Source organism: Chryseobacterium sp. GTID13, from assembly GCF_056172655.1.
Genome location: NZ_JAOCMB010000005.1, coordinates 1313014 through 1330010, shown reverse-complemented (window position 1 = coordinate 1330010; position 16997 = coordinate 1313014). Strand labels below are relative to the sequence as shown.

Here is a 16997-nt window from a genome sequence, read left to right as displayed (position 1 = left end):
AACTTATGAAACGCAATATATTTTTAGTAGCATTGTGCTCTACACTATTCATAAATCAAAGTTGTGGTGACGATTTTTTAGATCAGCAACCTACAGCTGCAATTTCAGCAGATGATGTCTCGTTAATGAACAACAACGAAGGGGCAGAAAGCTTTATAACTGCCATATATGCAAAATATTTGGACTGGAATATCAGCTCATTTGCATGGATTGGTGTTTCTAGTATTATAACGGATGATGCAGATAAAGGATCTGATCCAAGTGACACAGGAACAGATAAAGATATTTTAGATGCTCTTACATTTACAGCTACAACTCCTTCGTTCCAATCTATTTGGGAAGGTCATTATCAGGCAATTAATAGATCTAATCAGGCATTAAAGTTTTTACCTCAATTAACAAATGCTGACGCAGGTTTACGGTCAAGATTAGAAGGGGAAGCAAAATTTTTAAGAGCATTTTCATATTTCACCCTTGTAAAAAGTTTTGGAGGAGTACCTTTAGTTGATCATGTACCGGTAGCGGGTAATGATGATGATCGTACAATGACTCTCACAAGAAAGTCAAAAGAAGAAATCTACGCATTTATTGAAAAAGACCTTAATGAAGCTATAGCTGTCCTGCCAAATAAAACGGCCTATACAGGTAATAATATAGGTAGAGCAAGTAAAGGTGCTGCTTATGCATTATTGGCTAAAGTGTCTCTTTATCAAAAAAAATGGCAGCAGGTAATTGATAACTGTAACCAGGTAACAGGATATTCTTTAACTCCGAATTTTCAAGATATATATAAAGTTTCAGGAGAAAATAATCAGGAGTCTATATTTGAAATTCAAGGTCTTGGAGGACAAGCTACACCGGGAATCAGACAATACTCTCAGGTTCAGGGTGCCAGAGGTGCCGGAGGCTGGGGCTGGGGCTTCTGTACTCCAACTCAGAATTTAGTAGATGCTTTTAATTCTGAAGGAGACACTGAAAGAAGAAATGCAACAATTATATTTAGAAACTCTACATTGTACGATGGTAGAGTGGTGCCTGCTACTGTAGCTGCTCCTTATTATAATTATAAGGCATATTCTTCCGCATTTTCAGGAAGCGACTATTCTGATACAAATATAAGATATCTCAGATACTCTGAAGTTTTGTTGATGAAAGCAGAAGCTATGAATGAATTAGGACAAACCAGCCAGGCAGCTCCATTTATTAATGAAGTAAGAAATAGGGCAGGATTGGGCAATACAACTGCAACATCCCAGGCAGCCATGAGAACAGCTATATGGAAAGAAAGAAGATTAGAATTTGCCTTTGAGCATGATAGATGGTTTGATTTAGTAAGAACCGGTCAGGCACAAGCTGCAATGGCAGCAGACGGGAAAACATTCGTTGTAGGAAAGCATGAATTATTCCCAATTCCTAACTCATTTATTATTGAGGCTAAGGGATTATCTGCTCAAAATCCTGGATATTAATCTTAATAATTTAAAAAGATGAAAAATAGAAATTTAATAAAATATATAGCGGTAGCTTTTCTATTTGGTGTAGCAACAAGTTGCGAAGATAGTATAGATAAAGATAATCCTGCGATTCCTTATTCTTCAATTGGTGGTTATCAGAATTCTGATGAAGTTGCATCAGATAATTTAATTAGTAAAATAAGTTTTGATAATTCTTCAATTTCTGATTCAAAAAATGGAGTTACTAATGGCTCTGTTTCCGGGTCGGGATTTGAAATTGGGGTTAAAGGTAATGCATACAAGGGATCTACAACTGGTTTTGTTTCTTATAATGATGTAAGTGACAGAATTAAGAATCTTAAGAGTGTAACTCAGGCCATGTGGATTAAAACCTCTGCGCATACTGGAGGAGCGCAATGCCTTTTTATGTTGCCAAAGACAACAGACTTTTGGGGGAATATTTTCGTTTTAATTGAAAGTTCTACCGATGGAAAAATGTTAATAAAGTTCCATATTCAAAAAGATGTAACTCCCAGTATTCCATGGGCCGGACAGTTCATCGAAACTGGAGGAACAAATAAGCTTGAAAATATGTATGATAAATGGAAACATGTCGTTTGGACTTATGAAGCTGGTTCCTCAACATTTTCATTATATGTAGACGGGGTAAAAATTCAATTACCGGATAGCATCACAAAAAGATATACAAATGATCCCCAACAAGGAGGCTCTCCACTTGGCTCTTTAGCAAATTCGAATGTTTCTAAATTTATCATCGGAGGATATCAACAGCATTTGGGTGCTCCTTGGGGAACACCGGATTCTTGGATGCTGAATTATACAGGATTGATGGATGAATTCAGAATGTATGATAAAGCACTTAGTGCTGGAGAAATTGATGCTTTATATAAGCTTGAAAAAGATAACAGATAATACTAAAAGGCCTTTTTTAGGCCTTTTTTTACAAATTGAAATATGAAAAAAACGATAGTTGCAATAATATTCTCCGGATTAATATTTAATTCCTGCTCATCCGGGGACTCTTTATCAGGCCCGGGGACACCTCTTGGAGGGGGAATAGCAGAGACTCCCAACAATTATAGTGATGTTCAATTAATTGAAATGGTTCAAAAAGATGCCCTGAAATATTTTTGGGATTATGCAGAATCAAATTCAAAATTAGCCAGAGAAAGATATCATACAGATAATCCTTCACAGGATGCAAATGTAGTAACAACTGGTGGTTCTGGTTTTGGATTAATGACAATATTGGTTGGAATTAAGAACGGATATATTTCTAAAGCAGAAGCGGTTTCAAGGCTTACAACTTCTTTAAATTTTTTGCAAAATGCAAACCGTTTTCATGGAGCATGGCCACATTGGATCAACGGGACAAATGGTCAGGTAATTCCTTTCGGTACAATGGATAATGGAGGCGATTTGGTAGAAACAGCTTTTTTAGCACAAGGGTTAATTTGCGTAAGAGAATATTTCAAGAATTCTGCTGATGCTTCAGAATTAGCAGTTTCGCAAAAAGCAGATGATTTATGGAAAGGAATTGAATGGAATTGGTATACCAAAGGGGAAAATGTTTTGTATTGGCATTGGTCACCAAATTATAATTTCCAAATGAATATGCAACTAAAGGGCTTTGATGAAACATTAATTACTTATGTAATGGCTGCAGCCTCACCAAATTACTCTATTAATAAATCAGTCTATCAACAAGGATGGGCCAGAAACGGGGATATTAAAAGTACGGCAACGCAATACGGAATTCCCGTTGTTGTAAATCATAATGGAGCTAATGGAACTGTTGGTCCTATGTTTTGGTCACATTACTCATTTTTAGGCCTGGATCCAAGAGGATTGAAAGATGATTATGTAAATTATGGAGATGCAACAGCAAATCATGCTAAAATTATGTATCAGTATTGCCTCACAAATCCTAAGGCATGGCAAGGGTATAATTCTAAAAGTTGGGGGCTTACCGCAAGTTATTCCAGAAATACAGATGGATCAACAGGATATGCTGCACATCAGCCAAATAACGATTTAGGGATCATTTCTCCTACGGCAGCTCTATCAAATATGCCTTATATTTCTTCAGAAAGCATGAATATGCTAAGATTTTTATATAATGAAAATTACAGCAAATATATTGGAATTGCTGGGCCCTATGATGCTTATTCAGTACAATACAATTGGGTCACGCCAAGATATTTGGCAATAGATCAGGGAACAATTGCTCCAATGGTTGAAAATTATAAAAGCCAGTTTTTATGGCAGCTATTTATGAATGCTCCGGATATAAAACAAGGATTACTAAAGCTAGGCTTTCATTCTACACAATATGGATTTTAAAAAGAATATATTATGAAAAGGACCGTATTATCAATTGCCGTAACATCTTTATTCTTTGCATACTCCTGCAAAAATTCTCAATCCTCAAAACAGGAAACCGTTCAGAAACAGGTTGTTAAGAGTAATATTACTGATGAACAGCTAATGGACAGAGTACAGAAAGATGCATTAAAATATTTCTGGGACTATGCTGAACCTAAATCGATGCTGGGAAGAGAGCGGTATCACGAAGACAACATTTATCCTGATAATGACAAGCATGTCGTAACAACCGGAGGTTCAGGGTTCGGACTGGCAACCCTTCTGGTAGGTGTTGAAAGAGGATTTATTCCGAGACAGGAAGCCGTAAAAAGATTGACTCATATGATGGATTTTCTTGCCAAGGCAGACCGTCATAAAGGAGCCTGGTCGCACTGGATCAACGGAGAAACAGGAAAAACCGTTCCTTTCGGCAAAAAAGATAATGGAGGTGACCTTGTGGAGACTGCATTTCTTACCTCAGGGATTTTAATGGTACGTGAATATTTTAAAAACGGAAATGCTGAAGAAAAAGCGCTTGCTTCAAAATGTGATGAGCTCTGGAAAGGAATTCAGTGGAACTGGTATACTAAAGGAGGCGAAAAAGTTCTTTACTGGCACTGGTCACCGGAATATCAGTGGGAGATGAATTTTCCGCTGGAAGGCTATAACGAATGTCTGATTACCTATATTTTAGCTGCTTCATCGCCTACACACCCTATTGATGCAGAAACCTATTACAAAGGCTGGACAAGAAACGGGACTTATCTGACAGACAAAACAAAATACGGGCTACCTCTTTATGTAAAACACAACTATGCCGAAGAATATGGCGGGCCGCTTTTCTGGTCACAATATTCCTATATCGGTCTGGATCCTACCGGGCTTTCTGATAAACTAGTGAAAAATTATTTTGATTTAAATAAAAATCAGGTCCTTATCGACTATAAATACTGCGTTGAAAATCCGAAACAGTGGAAAGGCTACGGACCCAATTACTGGGGATTAACAGCAGGCTACACAAGAAATGAAGACGGAAGTACAGGCTATACTGCCCATATGCCGACTAATGATAATGGAGTAATTACACCTACAGCCGCATTGAGTAGCTTCCCGTACACCCCGAAAGAATCTATGAATTTCCTTAGATTTCTGTACACACAAAAACCTGAATTCATTGGATCAGCAGGACCTTACGATGCTACTTCGGTTAACTACGACAACTGGTTTACCCCAAGATATTTAGCGATAGATCAGGGAACAATAGCCCCAATGATTGAAAACTACAGAACAGGATTCCTTTGGAAACTGTTTATGAATGCTCCTGAAATTCAGCAGGGACTTAAGAAACTGAGCTTTAAATCTGACAAATACAATATCAAATAATCAGATCTTAACCTTATCTTTATCTTATTGAATTTTAATTTAATAGGAATGAATCTTAACCCGTTAAATAAACAATAATACACCAAAACGGCTTTAGCCAAAACCTTAACAACAATATGAAATTAAAGCTAAAACACCTCCCGCTTTTAATCCTGCCGTTCTCATTACAGATTAATGCACAGGAAATAAAAGCGGAATTAAACAAAGAAATCAAAAGAACCGAAAAAATATCCTACATTCTCGATTATCCCCAGAAAGTAAAAGAAAATGTTCCTTTAATCGTATTTCTTCACGGTTCAGGAGAAAGAGGTAATAATCTTGATTTAGTTAAGGTTCACAGTCCGTTTACTTACAAAAATCTGATCAAGGAGCCGGTAGCTATTTTGGCGCCTCAGTGTCCTGCAGATTCATGGTGGGATACGGTGACAGTTTATAACCTGATCAAAGAAGTTCAGAAGAAATATAAGATTGATGCTTCCAGGATTTACCTCACAGGACTTTCGCTGGGAGGATGGGGAACATTGAAGCTTGCTCTGGAGCATCCTGAAATGTTTGCGGCGGTAGTGCCGGTATGCGCCCCTACAGACATGATCATGTATGCGAATATCAATAGGTATAAAGATTTGAATATGAAAATTTTTCACGGCGGAATGGATGATATCGTACTCCCAGAAAATGCTTTTAAATTCTACCAAAAACTGCATCCGGTAAACCCTTCGGCAGAACTGGTTATTTTCCCGAATGATAACCACAACTCATGGGATTCAACCTATTCTGATCCTAAACTGTATGAATGGATGCTGTCTAAGAAAAAAGAAAATTAAATGACTACGGAAAAGAGACATTAATTCTACAAAACACAAATTGTAAAAAAATTAGAATCCCTTATAAAACAAGCAAAATAAAATTAGAACTATAATTTAAGAAGATAGATTTATGAAAAAGTTAATTGTAATGGCAACCATGGCCCTTTCTCCCGTGTTTTCTGCACAGGAAATGGTAACCAGGCCGGTTCAGTCTTACCAGACCGCTCAGTATCAGGCGAAGAAAAAGCTTTCGTGGAAAATCTTTTGTCGAAAATGACTTTGGATGAAAAGATTGGGCAGCTCAACCTGCCGACTTCCGGAGATTTTACCACAGGGCAGGCTCAGAGCTCAGACATTGGCAAAAAAGTGGAGCAGGGATTAGTAGGAGGATTATTCAATATAAAAGGAGCCGAAAAAATTAAAGCAGTTCAGAAAGTGGCTGTAGAAAAAAGCCGTCTGAAGATTCCTTTGATTTTCGGAATGGATGTAATTCACGGTTACGAAACCACCTTCCCGATTCCGTTAGGCCTTGCTGCTTCCTGGGATATGAACCTCGTACAGCAGTCTGCAAGAGTAGCGGCAAAAGAAGCTTCATCAGACGGGATCAACTGGACCTTCTCTCCAATGGTGGATATTTCACGCGAACCAAGATGGGGAAGAGTTTCTGAAGGTTCCGGAGAAGACCCTTATTTAGGAAGTGAAGTTTCCAGGAATATGGTGTATGGCTATCAGGGAAAAGACCTTTCTGCTGCTAATACCATCCTGGCCTGTGTAAAGCATTTTGCACTCTATGGAGCTGGTGAAGCCGGACGTGATTACAATACGGTAGATATGAGCCACGTGAGAATGTTCAACGAATATTTTCCACCCTACAAAGCAGCTGTAGATGCAGGAGTAGCCTCTGTAATGGCTTCCTTCAATGAAGTGGATGGAGTTCCGGCAACCGGAAATAAATGGCTTCAGACCGATGTACTTAGAAAATTATGGAACTTCAAAGGCTTCGTGGTGACCGATTATACAGGAATCAACGAAATGACTGAACACGGAATGGGAGACCTTCAGCAGGTGTCCGCTTTAGCCCTGAAAGCCGGAGTAGATATGGATATGGTAGGGGAAGGATTTTTAACGACCCTTAAAAAATCTCTGGACGAAGGAAAAGTTACACAGTCTGAGATCGATATGGCGGCAAGAAGAATTCTGGAAGCAAAATATGACCTTGGATTATTCGATGATCCTTACCGTTATGGCGATGCAAAACTGGCTGCAAAAGAAGTGTACAATATGGAAAACCGCAACATAGCAAGAAGTGCGGCAGCCCAGTCCATGGTTTTATTAAAGAACGAAAATCAGGTATTACCATTGAAAAAGTCCGGTACAGTAGCGGTGATCGGACCATTGGTGAACAACTCCCTGAATATGGCAGGAACCTGGAGTGTTGCTACGAAACATGCTGCTTCAGTTTCACTAATGCAAGGGCTTCAGGCTAATTATGGAAAAGAAGTGAAATTCCTTTCAGCAAAAGGAGCAAACATAGATTACGATGCTAAATTAGAAGATATTTATGCAGCTCATGGTAAAAAAACAGACCGCGATAACCGTTCTAAAGAAGCATTACTGAAAGAAGCTGTTGATATTGCCAATAAAGCAGACGTTATCGTTCTCGCAATTGGAGAATCTGCAGAAATGAGCGGTGAGTCTTCTTCAAGAACAGAGATTACAATTCCACAGTCCCAGGTTGATTTATTAAATGAACTGAAAAAAACAGGAAAACCTATTGCAATGGTACTTTACACAGGACGTCCCCTGGCTTTAACCAATGTAAAAGATGTACCTGATGCTATTCTTAACGCCTGGTTTGCCGGTTCAGAGGCTGGAAATGCTATTGCAGACGTTCTGTTTGGAAAAGTAAATCCTTCAGGAAAACTTCCGATGACCTTCCCAAGAAGTTTAGGACAGGTTCCTATCTACTATAATGCAAAAAATACAGGCCGTCCGCTAAGCCAGGATAAAGTTGATAAATGCGTGTACGAAAGATTCCGTTCAAACTATATGGATGAATGTAATACACCGTTGTATCCGTTCGGGTATGGTTTGAGCTATTCTAAATTCAGTTACTCCGATCTGTCTGTTTCAAATTCCAATCCAAAAGGAAATCAAACGGTTCAGGCTTCAGTAACCGTTACCAATTCCGGAAACTACGACGGGGCTGAGGTAGTACAGCTGTATATCAGGGATATGGTGGGAAGCATTACCAGACCGGTAAAAGAACTGAAAGGATTCCAGAAAGTATTCCTGAAAAAAGGAGAATCTAAAAAAGTAACCTTCGACATTACACCGGAAAGCCTGAAATTCTACAACGGAGAATTGAAATATGACTGGGAACCGGGAGACTTTGATATCATGGTCGGAACCAATTCTGATGAAGTGAAACACTCAAAGATCAATTGGTCTAAATAATAATAACCAAAGCCGCTCTTTGAGTGGCTTTTTTCCATATTTGGCATGATTTTTAATGGCACAGAGGTAGCTTTAATATAATGATTATGAAAAAAACGATTTTACTTGGCACAGTATTCATGGGATCTTTTCTGTTTGCACAGACCGTAGGAGGAGATAGAGATGCACATGGATGTATAGGTTCGGCGGGGTATACTTACTCTCAGATTAAAAAAGATTGTGTAAGAGTTTTTGAGCAGAAGATTAAATTGACAGAAGTGGCCCCTAAAGGCAGTTCTACTTCAATGGTTGCCGTTATTTTCAGTAAGGATATGAAAAAAGCTGAAGTTTTTATTCCGGATACAGATGGAGAAAGCCTGATCCTTACAAGAGCAGGAAAAGGTAAGACCTGGAAGAAAGATGACTATGTTTTGGTTCCTTTCAAGAAAGACGGATATCAGCTTAAGAAAGACAATGTTGTGATTTATCAGTAAATCCGGATTTTATAAAATACAATAGAGACCGCCTGTTAAGGCGGTCTCTTTGTTTTAATAATTTGGAAGAGAAACAACAGAATTAAAATAGTATAGGTATGAGGCTCCCGGAATGAGGAGTTTTTGTATCTTAGATAAACTAATACCTTGTTACAAAACTCAACCATTAATATTTAAAATATGAGAAAAACTATTTTATTAGGCGCAATGTTCCTTAGCTCTTTAGCCTTTACCCAGCAAAAAGGAGGTGACAAAGATGTTCATGGATGCAGAAGCTCAGCAGGCTATACGTATTCGCAGATCAAAAATGATTGTGTAAGGGTTTTCGAACAGAAAATTAAACTAAAGGAAGTGAACTCAGATAAAAGTTATACTTCCATGACCGCTGTTATTTTTAGTAAAGACATGAAAAGAGCAGAAATTTTCATTCCGGATGGAAATGCAAAAAGCATTATTCTTGTCCGGGAAGGAAAAAGTAAAATGTGGAAAAGTGGAAGCTACATCAAGGAAACCTATGTGTTGGTTCCCTATAAAAAATCAGGTTACCAGATTAAAAAAGATGATGTTGTAATTTATCAGTAATAAAATCATTTAATTGTATGACTTCGTGTTGTAGATTAGATTTTTATTAAGTGGTTGATTATCAATACGATATTTCCGTTAAAAAGTGTATATTAGTATAATCAAATCACAACAGTACAGTAAGGAGCCCCAAAAAATTAAATAATATGAAAAATCTGAAAAAATTGACAAAACAAGAACTGAAAACAGTTCAGGGAGGCATCCCTATGTGTCTGCCAGGATATTTGTGGTGCTCATTTGTTAAAAAATGTATTTCTGTAGGATCAGAGTGCGGACTAGCTCTGTAGTATCGATCTTTTACTGTTTTAAATAATAATAGCCGGTCATTTGACCGGCTATTATTTGTAGAGAAATACCTGAATTGATCAGGCTTTTTAATAACATTTATTAGCATCGTAAATTCTGCATGGCCCGTTCTCAGAATATTGGCATGTTCCGGCAGGGCAGCTTTGTCCCGGTTGTGGAACCCATCCTCCTGAAATCATTTTTAAATTGGACTTTGATAACTTTTTTAGATTTTTCATAATAAGTTTTGTTTTAGATTGTTTATTTGATGTTGTACTAAATTAGAAAATAAATCAATATAATATCACTTACTGTTGAAAAAATAATTTCTGAATCATAAAACGATTCATCTAAAGCAGATTTTAATCTTTGAAAATATAAAATGTGTCATCCATTTGAACCAAAATTTAAAAGGACATTCACAATTTTCATCTCTCACCGAAAATCCTTATTTTTGTACATCTAAAAAGTAAAAGAAAGAATGAATTCCTACAAAAATCCATTGGAAGAGCGCTACTCCAGTGAAGAAATGTTATTTAACTTCTCGCACAATAACAAATTCCAGAATTGGAGAAAGCTTTGGATAGCTCTTGCTGAAATCGAAAAAGACCTTGGACTTGAAATCACAGACGAGCAGATTGCTGAGTTAAAAGCTAATGCTGAAAATATCGATTATGAGAAAGCAGCAGAGTACGAAAAGAAATTCCGTCATGATGTAATGGCTCACGTTCATGCCTATGGCGATGTGGCGCCTTCAGCAAAAGGAATCATCCATTTGGGAGCTACTTCAGCTTTTGTAGGAGATAATACAGACCTTATTCAAATCCGTGACGGACTTTTAATCTTAAAGAAAAAGTTGGTTAACGTGATGAAAAATCTTTCTGATTTTGCTATTCAGTATAAAGATCTTCCTACCTTAGGATTCACCCATTTCCAGCCGGCTCAGCTGACTACAGTCGGTAAAAGAGCAACACTTTGGTTACAGAGCTTGGTCCTTGACATTGAAGAGCTTGATTTCTTCCTGGAAACCCTTCGTTTCAGAGGAGTAAAAGGAACTACCGGAACAGCAGCAAGTTTCCTGGAACTTTTTAACGGTGATTATTCCAAAGTAAAACACTTAGATAAAGAGCTTTCCAAAAGATTCGGTTTCGAAAAAGTTTTCGGAGTTTCCGGTCAGACTTATGACAGAAAAATTGATGCTAAAGTAGTAGCGTTATTAGGAAATATTGCTCAGTCAGCCCATAAATTCACCAACGATTTACGTCTTCTTCAAAATCTTAAGGAAATTGAAGAGCCATTCGAGAAAAACCAGATCGGTTCATCGGCTATGGCCTACAAGCGTAATCCTATGAGAAGTGAAAGAATCGGGGCATTGGCTAAATATGTAATGTCATTGACGACAAGTTCTGCAATGGTAGCTTCTACTCAGTGGTTTGAAAGAACACTGGACGATTCTGCCAACAAAAGGCTGACGATTCCTCAGGCATTCCTTGCTGTTGATGCCATCCTTTTGATCTGGAACAATATCATGAACGGAATCGTTGTTTATCCGAACAGGATCAACAAACATATTATGGAAGAACTTCCTTTCATGGCGACAGAATACATCATCATGGAAGAAGTGAAAGCCGGTGGTGACCGTCAGGAAATTCACGAAGTGATCAGAGTTCATTCTATGGAAGCTTCCAAAAAGTGAAGGAGGAAGGTAAAGAAAACGACCTTATTGAAAGAATCCTGAATGATAATTCTTTAAAACTGGACAAATCAAAATTAAAAGAAGTTTTAGATCCTAAAAACTTTATCGGTTTTGCGCCGATCCAAACGGAGGAATTCATAGCGAATGAAGTCCAGCCGATTCTGGATCAGAATAAAGACCTGATAGGATTGGAGGCTGATCTTAAAGTATAAAACATATGCAGTCCTTTTGGGCTGCATATTTTATTTTAAACATTTTCAAATAAAGATAACTCTATGACCATAAAAGGGCTTTCTGTTTTTCTACTTCTCTTTCTTTCTGTGAAAACTTTTTCACAAAAGAAGGATGATATATACACTATAATGGATACTAATGCCCAAAAGCTTGCCCAAAAATCAGGAGCTTACTCAGTATCCGTAGGAATTGTGAAAAACGGGAAAATCTATACAAAGCATTATGGGGAAATAGACAAAGGCAAAGGCAACAAAGCTGATGACAATACCTATTTTGAAATAGCTTCCGTTACCAAACTTTTTACAGGCCAGTTATTGGCAAAAGCTGTTTTAGATGGAAAGATCAGTCTGGAAGACGATATCCGTAAATTTTTAAAAGAAGATTATCCCAATCTGCAATATCAGGGAACACCTGTTAAAATTAAAAATTTGATTTCCTACAGCACTGCTTTACCACGTAATCTTCCTGATGATACTGAGCTGAGAAAAAATATGACAGATGAAACTCCTTTTCAATACAATAAATTAGGAGAAAAATATACAAAAGACCAGTTTAAGCAGGATCTGAGAAAAGTAAAACCGGACACCATTCCGGGAACAGGATACAAATACAGTAATTTAAGTCTTGAAATTACAGGATTAATACTGGAAAATGTCTACGGAAAAAACTATGAAACACTCCTTAAAGAAAACATTTTTTCAAAATCAGGAATGGACCATACCAAACTGGAACTTGGGAAAAATGGGGTCTTGGCCAATGGCTATTCTACCAGCGGGCGCTTAATGCCGGAATCCAAAAGCCTTTTATGGGGTTCAGGCGGCTCAAAAACCAAATCTACAATGGGAGATATGGTAAAGTTTTTGAAATATGAACTTGATTCCAAAAATGAAACAGTTCAGGAGTCTCAAAGAAATATCTCAGGCAGCAAAGAAAGCTGGTTTGGATATTTTTGGGATGATTTTGCAGTAACAGACAAAGGGAAAAATGGCTATAAACATGGTGGTTCCTTCGGATACCAAACCTGGTTTGCTATATATCCCGAGCTTAATTTAGGCATTTGTATGATAGTAAACATCAGTGGAATGGAAACTTTTCCAGTGTTGCAGAATGCAGCTTACGGATTAGTGGAAGATCTGACTGTTCCATCTGGTAAAAAGAAATATATGGTTATGAGGTGAAGGGCGATAAAGTCGTTTTTGAATATACCCATCCGAAAAACCTGGATGCAGGACTCATCAATAATATTGTCGTTGCAGGTTCCTTCAACGACTGGAATCCCGGAAATAAAGAGTATCAGATGAAGAGAAAAGATAAAAATCATTTTGAACTTGAAATTCCGGCGTCCAGATTTGAGAAAGGGAAGACCTATTCCTTTAAATTTGTACTGAATGGAGGTTGGATGATAACTCCTAAAAAAGCTTCCAATACAGACGGGACAGATGATAATAATCTTACGCTGAAGCTGTAAAAATTAAGGATCAGTATTGGTTCTGAAAAAGTAAAAGAAAAATAAATCTAATATTAAAAAACTGACATCTAATGTCTAATAACAAAAGAATTTTCGTAGAAAAAAGAGGAATTTTCGATGTTGAAAGTCCAAAAATTTTTGATGAAGTAAAAGCGGTTGTTCCGTCAATCCAAAATGTAAAAGTATACAATGTTTACGATATTTTCGGGTTGAATGACGGGGAGTTCGGAAAAGTGGTCAACAGCACTTTCGTAGACCCTGTTACAGATATTTTGCACACAGAAAATCCGGCGGAAGGAATCTTTTTCGCAATGGAATTTTTGCCTGGGCAATACGACCAGCGTGCAGATTCTGCCCAGCAGTGTATAGCCTTACTGACTGAAAATGAAAAATCAAAAGTGAGAAGCGGAAAACTGATCGAATTTGAAGGAGTTTCTGAGTCTGATCTTGCAAAAATCAAAGACCTTTTAATCAATAAAGTAGAATCTCAGGAAAAAGATTTATCAATTTTAGATATTCCTGCGGAAGAAACACCATCAAAAGTTTTAATTCACGAAAATTTCATCAATTTTGATGATGCTCAGCTTGAAGAATTCTTTAATAATCATGGTTTTGCATTAGGCTTGGACGATTTAAAATTCATTCAGGAATATTTTAAAACTGAACAAAGAAATCCAACTGAAACAGAACTTAAAGTTTTAGACACGTACTGGAGTGACCACTGCCGTCATACTACTTTCGAAACACAGCTTTCAAATATTGAATTTGAAGGAGCTTTCAAACATACATTGGAAACCATTTTCAATGACTATATCGAAAAAAGAAAATTCTTAGGCCGTGAGCTGAAACCTATTTCCCTGATGGATCTGGCAACAGTATGCGCAAGGTATTTCCATAAAACAGGTAATCTGGAAAACCTTGTTGTTTCAGACGAAATCAACGCCTGTACCATTCAGATCGAAGCTGAATACGATGGTAAAAAAGAACCGTGGTATTTACTATTTAAAAATGAAACCCACAATCACCCGACGGAAATTGAACCTTTTGGAGGAGCTTCAACCTGTTTGGGAGGAGCTATCAGAGATCCATTGTCCGGACGTTCTTTTGTTTTTCAGGCCATGAGGCTTACAGGAGCAGCAGATGTTCTGGAACCGGTAGATAAAACCTTACCGGGAAAATTACCTCAGAAAACCATTACAAAACAGGCAGCAAACGGATATTCTTCCTACGGAAACCAGATCGGTCTGGCCACTACAATGGTTTCCGAAATCTATGATGAAGGCTATAAAGCCAAGAGAATGGAGGTAGGTTTTGTTACCGGAGCCGTACCTGTAGACTGGGTAAGGCGAGAAAAGCCTGAAAACGGTGATTCAATCATCATTTTAGGAGGAGCAACAGGCCGTGACGGAGTTGGAGGAGCCAGCGGAAGTTCAAAAGAGCAGGACGAGACTTCCATCCACACCATGAGCTCTGAAGTTCAGAAAGGGAATGCCGTTGAAGAACGTAAAATCCAGAGACTCTTCAGAAACCCTGAAGTAACCAAACTGATCAAAAAATCAAATGACTTCGGAGCCGGAGGTGTTTCTGTAGCTATTGGTGAAATTGCCGATTCCTTAGAAGTAAACCTTGACGTTTTACCGTTGAAATATGAAGGATTAAACGGAACAGAGCTTGCCATTTCAGAATCTCAGGAAAGAATGGCGGTTGTAGTTGATCCGAAAGACAAAGAAAAATTCATCAAATTCTGTGAAGATGAAAACATTGTCGCTGTAGAAGTGGCAAAGGTTACGGATTCAGGCAGAATGCAGATGTTCTGGAAAGGTGATAAGATCGTAGACCTTTCAAGAGCATTTTTAGATACCAACGGCTGTTCTAAAAGCCAGGAAGTAAAAATTACCCACCTTGAAGAAGTAAAAGAAGAAAAAGTTCCTTTTACAAAAGAAAACTTCATTAAAATATTAAGCGACAAAAATGTAGCTTCCCAAAAAGGATTGCTGGAAATGTTCGACTCTTCTGTAGGAGGAACTACCGTTGCGATGCCTCTTGGAGGGAAATACCAGCAGACCCTGATGGAGGGAAGCGTTCAGACCCTGCCAATTTTAGGGGCAAAAGACATTGAAACCGTTTCTTTTGCAAGCTGGGGATTTGATGCCGGAATTTCAAAGCAGAACTCACTGCTGGGAGCTTCTTATGCAGTGGTTGAAAGCGTTGCCAAAATTACGGCCATGGGAGGTGACTACAAAAATATAAGGCTAAGCTTCCAGGAATATTTTGAAAAGCTGGGCCAGAACCCTGAAAAATGGGGCAAACCTTTAGCTTCTCTTTTAGGAGCTTATGATGCACAGATCAATCTTGGTCTTGCGGCAATCGGAGGGAAAGATTCCATGAGCGGTACTTATCAGGATCTGAATGTGCCGCCTACATTGATTTCTTTTGCCTGTGCAAACGGTGAAAAGAAAAATGTTATTTCCCCTGAATTTAAACAGGCCGGAAACAAGCTGTATTTCTTTAGCCATATTCCTCAGGAAAACGGTCTTCCGGATTATGAAAGCTTAAAAGGAATTTTTGAATTTATTTTTGAAAATATCAAAGCCGGAAAAATTGTTTCTGTGAAAACCATCAAAGAAGGCGGGGCAGCGGTAGCCTTAGCGAAAATGAGCTTTGGAAACAGATTGGGCGCAGACGTAACTGTTGATGAGAACGCTTTGCTGGCTAAAAATATCGGCAGCTTAATTATTGAATCAACAGAAGAGCTTAGCAATATCTCTCTTCAGCAAATCGGTGAAGTAAAAGATTCAAAAATTTTAAAAATAAACAATCTTGAATCTCCAATCTCGGATCTTGAATCAGCTTACACAGGAACCTTTGAAAACCTTTTCCCTACCAAAGAAAAAGAAAAGCTTACGGTTGAAATAGATGAGCAATTTAATTCCATCAACCCAAGAAATATCATTATTAAAAAACACGGAATCGCCCAGCCGAAAGTATTTGCTCCGGTATTCCCGGGAACCAACTGCGAATATGACACTTTAAATGCATTTGCAAAAGAAGGAGCAGTGGTAAGCAGTCTTCCATTGAAAAACATTAACCATCAATTGCTGGATGAAAGTATTGATGCATGGGTGGAAGAGATCAGGACTTCCCAGATCCTTGCTTTTTCAGGAGGTTTCTCGGCAGGTGACGAGCCGGATGGTTCTGCAAAATTCATCGTCAACGTTCTGAAAAACGAAAAGATGAAAAACGCTGTTCACGAATTACTGGACAGGGATGGAATGATCATAGGAATCTGTAACGGTTTCCAGGCTCTGGTAAAATCCGGTCTGCTGCCTTACGGAAGAATCAAGGATCTGGATGAAAACTCTCCGACGCTTGCTCACAATGCGATCAGAAGACATATTTCCCAGATGGTGAATGTAAAAGTTGTGAATGATGAATCACCTTGGTTAAAAGGAATGAAAGGCCAGGTATTCACTATTCCTATTTCTCACGGTGAAGGCCGTTTCATGGCTTCCGAAGAAGAAATTAAAAAGCTTTACGAAAACGGACAGATTGCCACCCAATATATTGACCTTGACGGAAACATTGCCCACGGAATGCCGTTCAATCCTAACAATTCATTATTCGGGATTGAAGGAGTTACCAGCCCGTGCGGAAAGATTTACGGAAGAATGGGGCATCCTGAGCGTTTTGCTGAAGGTCTCATGAAAAACATACCGACCGCGAATTACCACAATATATTCAAAAATGGAGTGGAGTACTTCAAATAAAAATAAC

At 38.2% G+C, this 16997-nt stretch carries 11 protein-coding genes and 2 pseudogenes; all 13 read left to right on the top strand.

Annotated elements, in window-relative coordinates:
* The first annotated feature begins 5 nt into the window (after positions 1-5).
* The 13 genes and pseudogenes from N4G44_RS12550 (at position 6) to N4G44_RS12490 (ending at position 16990) form a co-directional block, all read left to right on the top strand.
* On the top strand, positions 6-1469 hold the full coding sequence (locus N4G44_RS12550; RefSeq protein WP_474927362.1) for a RagB/SusD family nutrient uptake outer membrane protein: 1464 nt from the start codon (positions 6-8) through the stop codon (positions 1467-1469).
* Between the two features lie 18 nt (positions 1470-1487).
* Positions 1488-2387: a LamG domain-containing protein gene (locus N4G44_RS12545; RefSeq protein ID WP_474927360.1), complete on the top strand. Its 900-nt coding sequence runs from the start codon at positions 1488-1490 to the stop codon at positions 2385-2387.
* A 42-nt stretch (positions 2388-2429) separates the two neighbouring features.
* Positions 2430-3818 carry a glucoamylase family protein gene (locus N4G44_RS12540; RefSeq protein WP_474927359.1) on the top strand — a complete coding sequence of 463 codons (1389 nt, stop codon included), beginning with the start codon at positions 2430-2432 and terminating at the stop codon, positions 3816-3818.
* A gap of 12 nt (positions 3819-3830) precedes the next feature.
* A complete protein-coding gene (locus N4G44_RS12535) occupies positions 3831-5222 on the top strand; it encodes a glucoamylase family protein (RefSeq protein ID WP_474927357.1) in 1392 nt (463 codons plus the stop codon).
* A gap of 116 nt (positions 5223-5338) precedes the next feature.
* Positions 5339-6046, top strand: coding sequence for a carboxylesterase family protein (locus N4G44_RS12530; protein ID WP_474927356.1), 708 nt, complete (start codon positions 5339-5341; stop codon positions 6044-6046).
* 112 nt (positions 6047-6158) lie between these two features.
* A pseudogene (gene bglX, locus N4G44_RS12525) lies at positions 6159-8485 on the top strand (beta-glucosidase BglX).
* A gap of 86 nt (positions 8486-8571) precedes the next feature.
* Positions 8572-8958, top strand: coding sequence for a hypothetical protein (locus N4G44_RS12520; protein WP_474927354.1), 387 nt, complete (start codon positions 8572-8574; stop codon positions 8956-8958).
* Between the two features lie 180 nt (positions 8959-9138).
* Positions 9139-9540 (top strand): hypothetical protein, encoded by a 402-nt coding sequence (locus tag N4G44_RS12515; protein ID WP_474927352.1) that lies wholly within the window; start codon positions 9139-9141, stop codon positions 9538-9540.
* Positions 9541-9686: 146 nt separating this feature from the next.
* Positions 9687-9827, top strand: a complete 141-nt coding sequence (locus N4G44_RS12510; RefSeq protein ID WP_474927349.1) for a bacteriocin-like protein — start codon at positions 9687-9689, stop codon at positions 9825-9827.
* Between the two features lie 479 nt (positions 9828-10306).
* A pseudogene (gene purB, locus N4G44_RS12505) lies at positions 10307-11733 on the top strand (adenylosuccinate lyase).
* Positions 11734-11796: 63 nt separating this feature from the next.
* Positions 11797-12933 carry a serine hydrolase domain-containing protein gene (locus tag N4G44_RS12500; RefSeq protein ID WP_474927347.1) on the top strand — a complete coding sequence of 379 codons (1137 nt, stop codon included), beginning with the start codon at positions 11797-11799 and terminating at the stop codon, positions 12931-12933.
* Positions 12930-13223: a glycogen-binding domain-containing protein gene (locus N4G44_RS12495; protein ID WP_474927345.1), complete on the top strand. Its 294-nt coding sequence runs from the start codon at positions 12930-12932 to the stop codon at positions 13221-13223. The genes N4G44_RS12500 and N4G44_RS12495 overlap by 4 nt, the downstream gene beginning before the upstream one ends.
* A 71-nt stretch (positions 13224-13294) precedes the next feature.
* On the top strand, positions 13295-16990 hold the full coding sequence (locus tag N4G44_RS12490) for a phosphoribosylformylglycinamidine synthase (RefSeq protein ID WP_474927344.1): 3696 nt from the start codon (positions 13295-13297) through the stop codon (positions 16988-16990).
* Positions 16991-16997 lie beyond the last annotated feature (7 nt).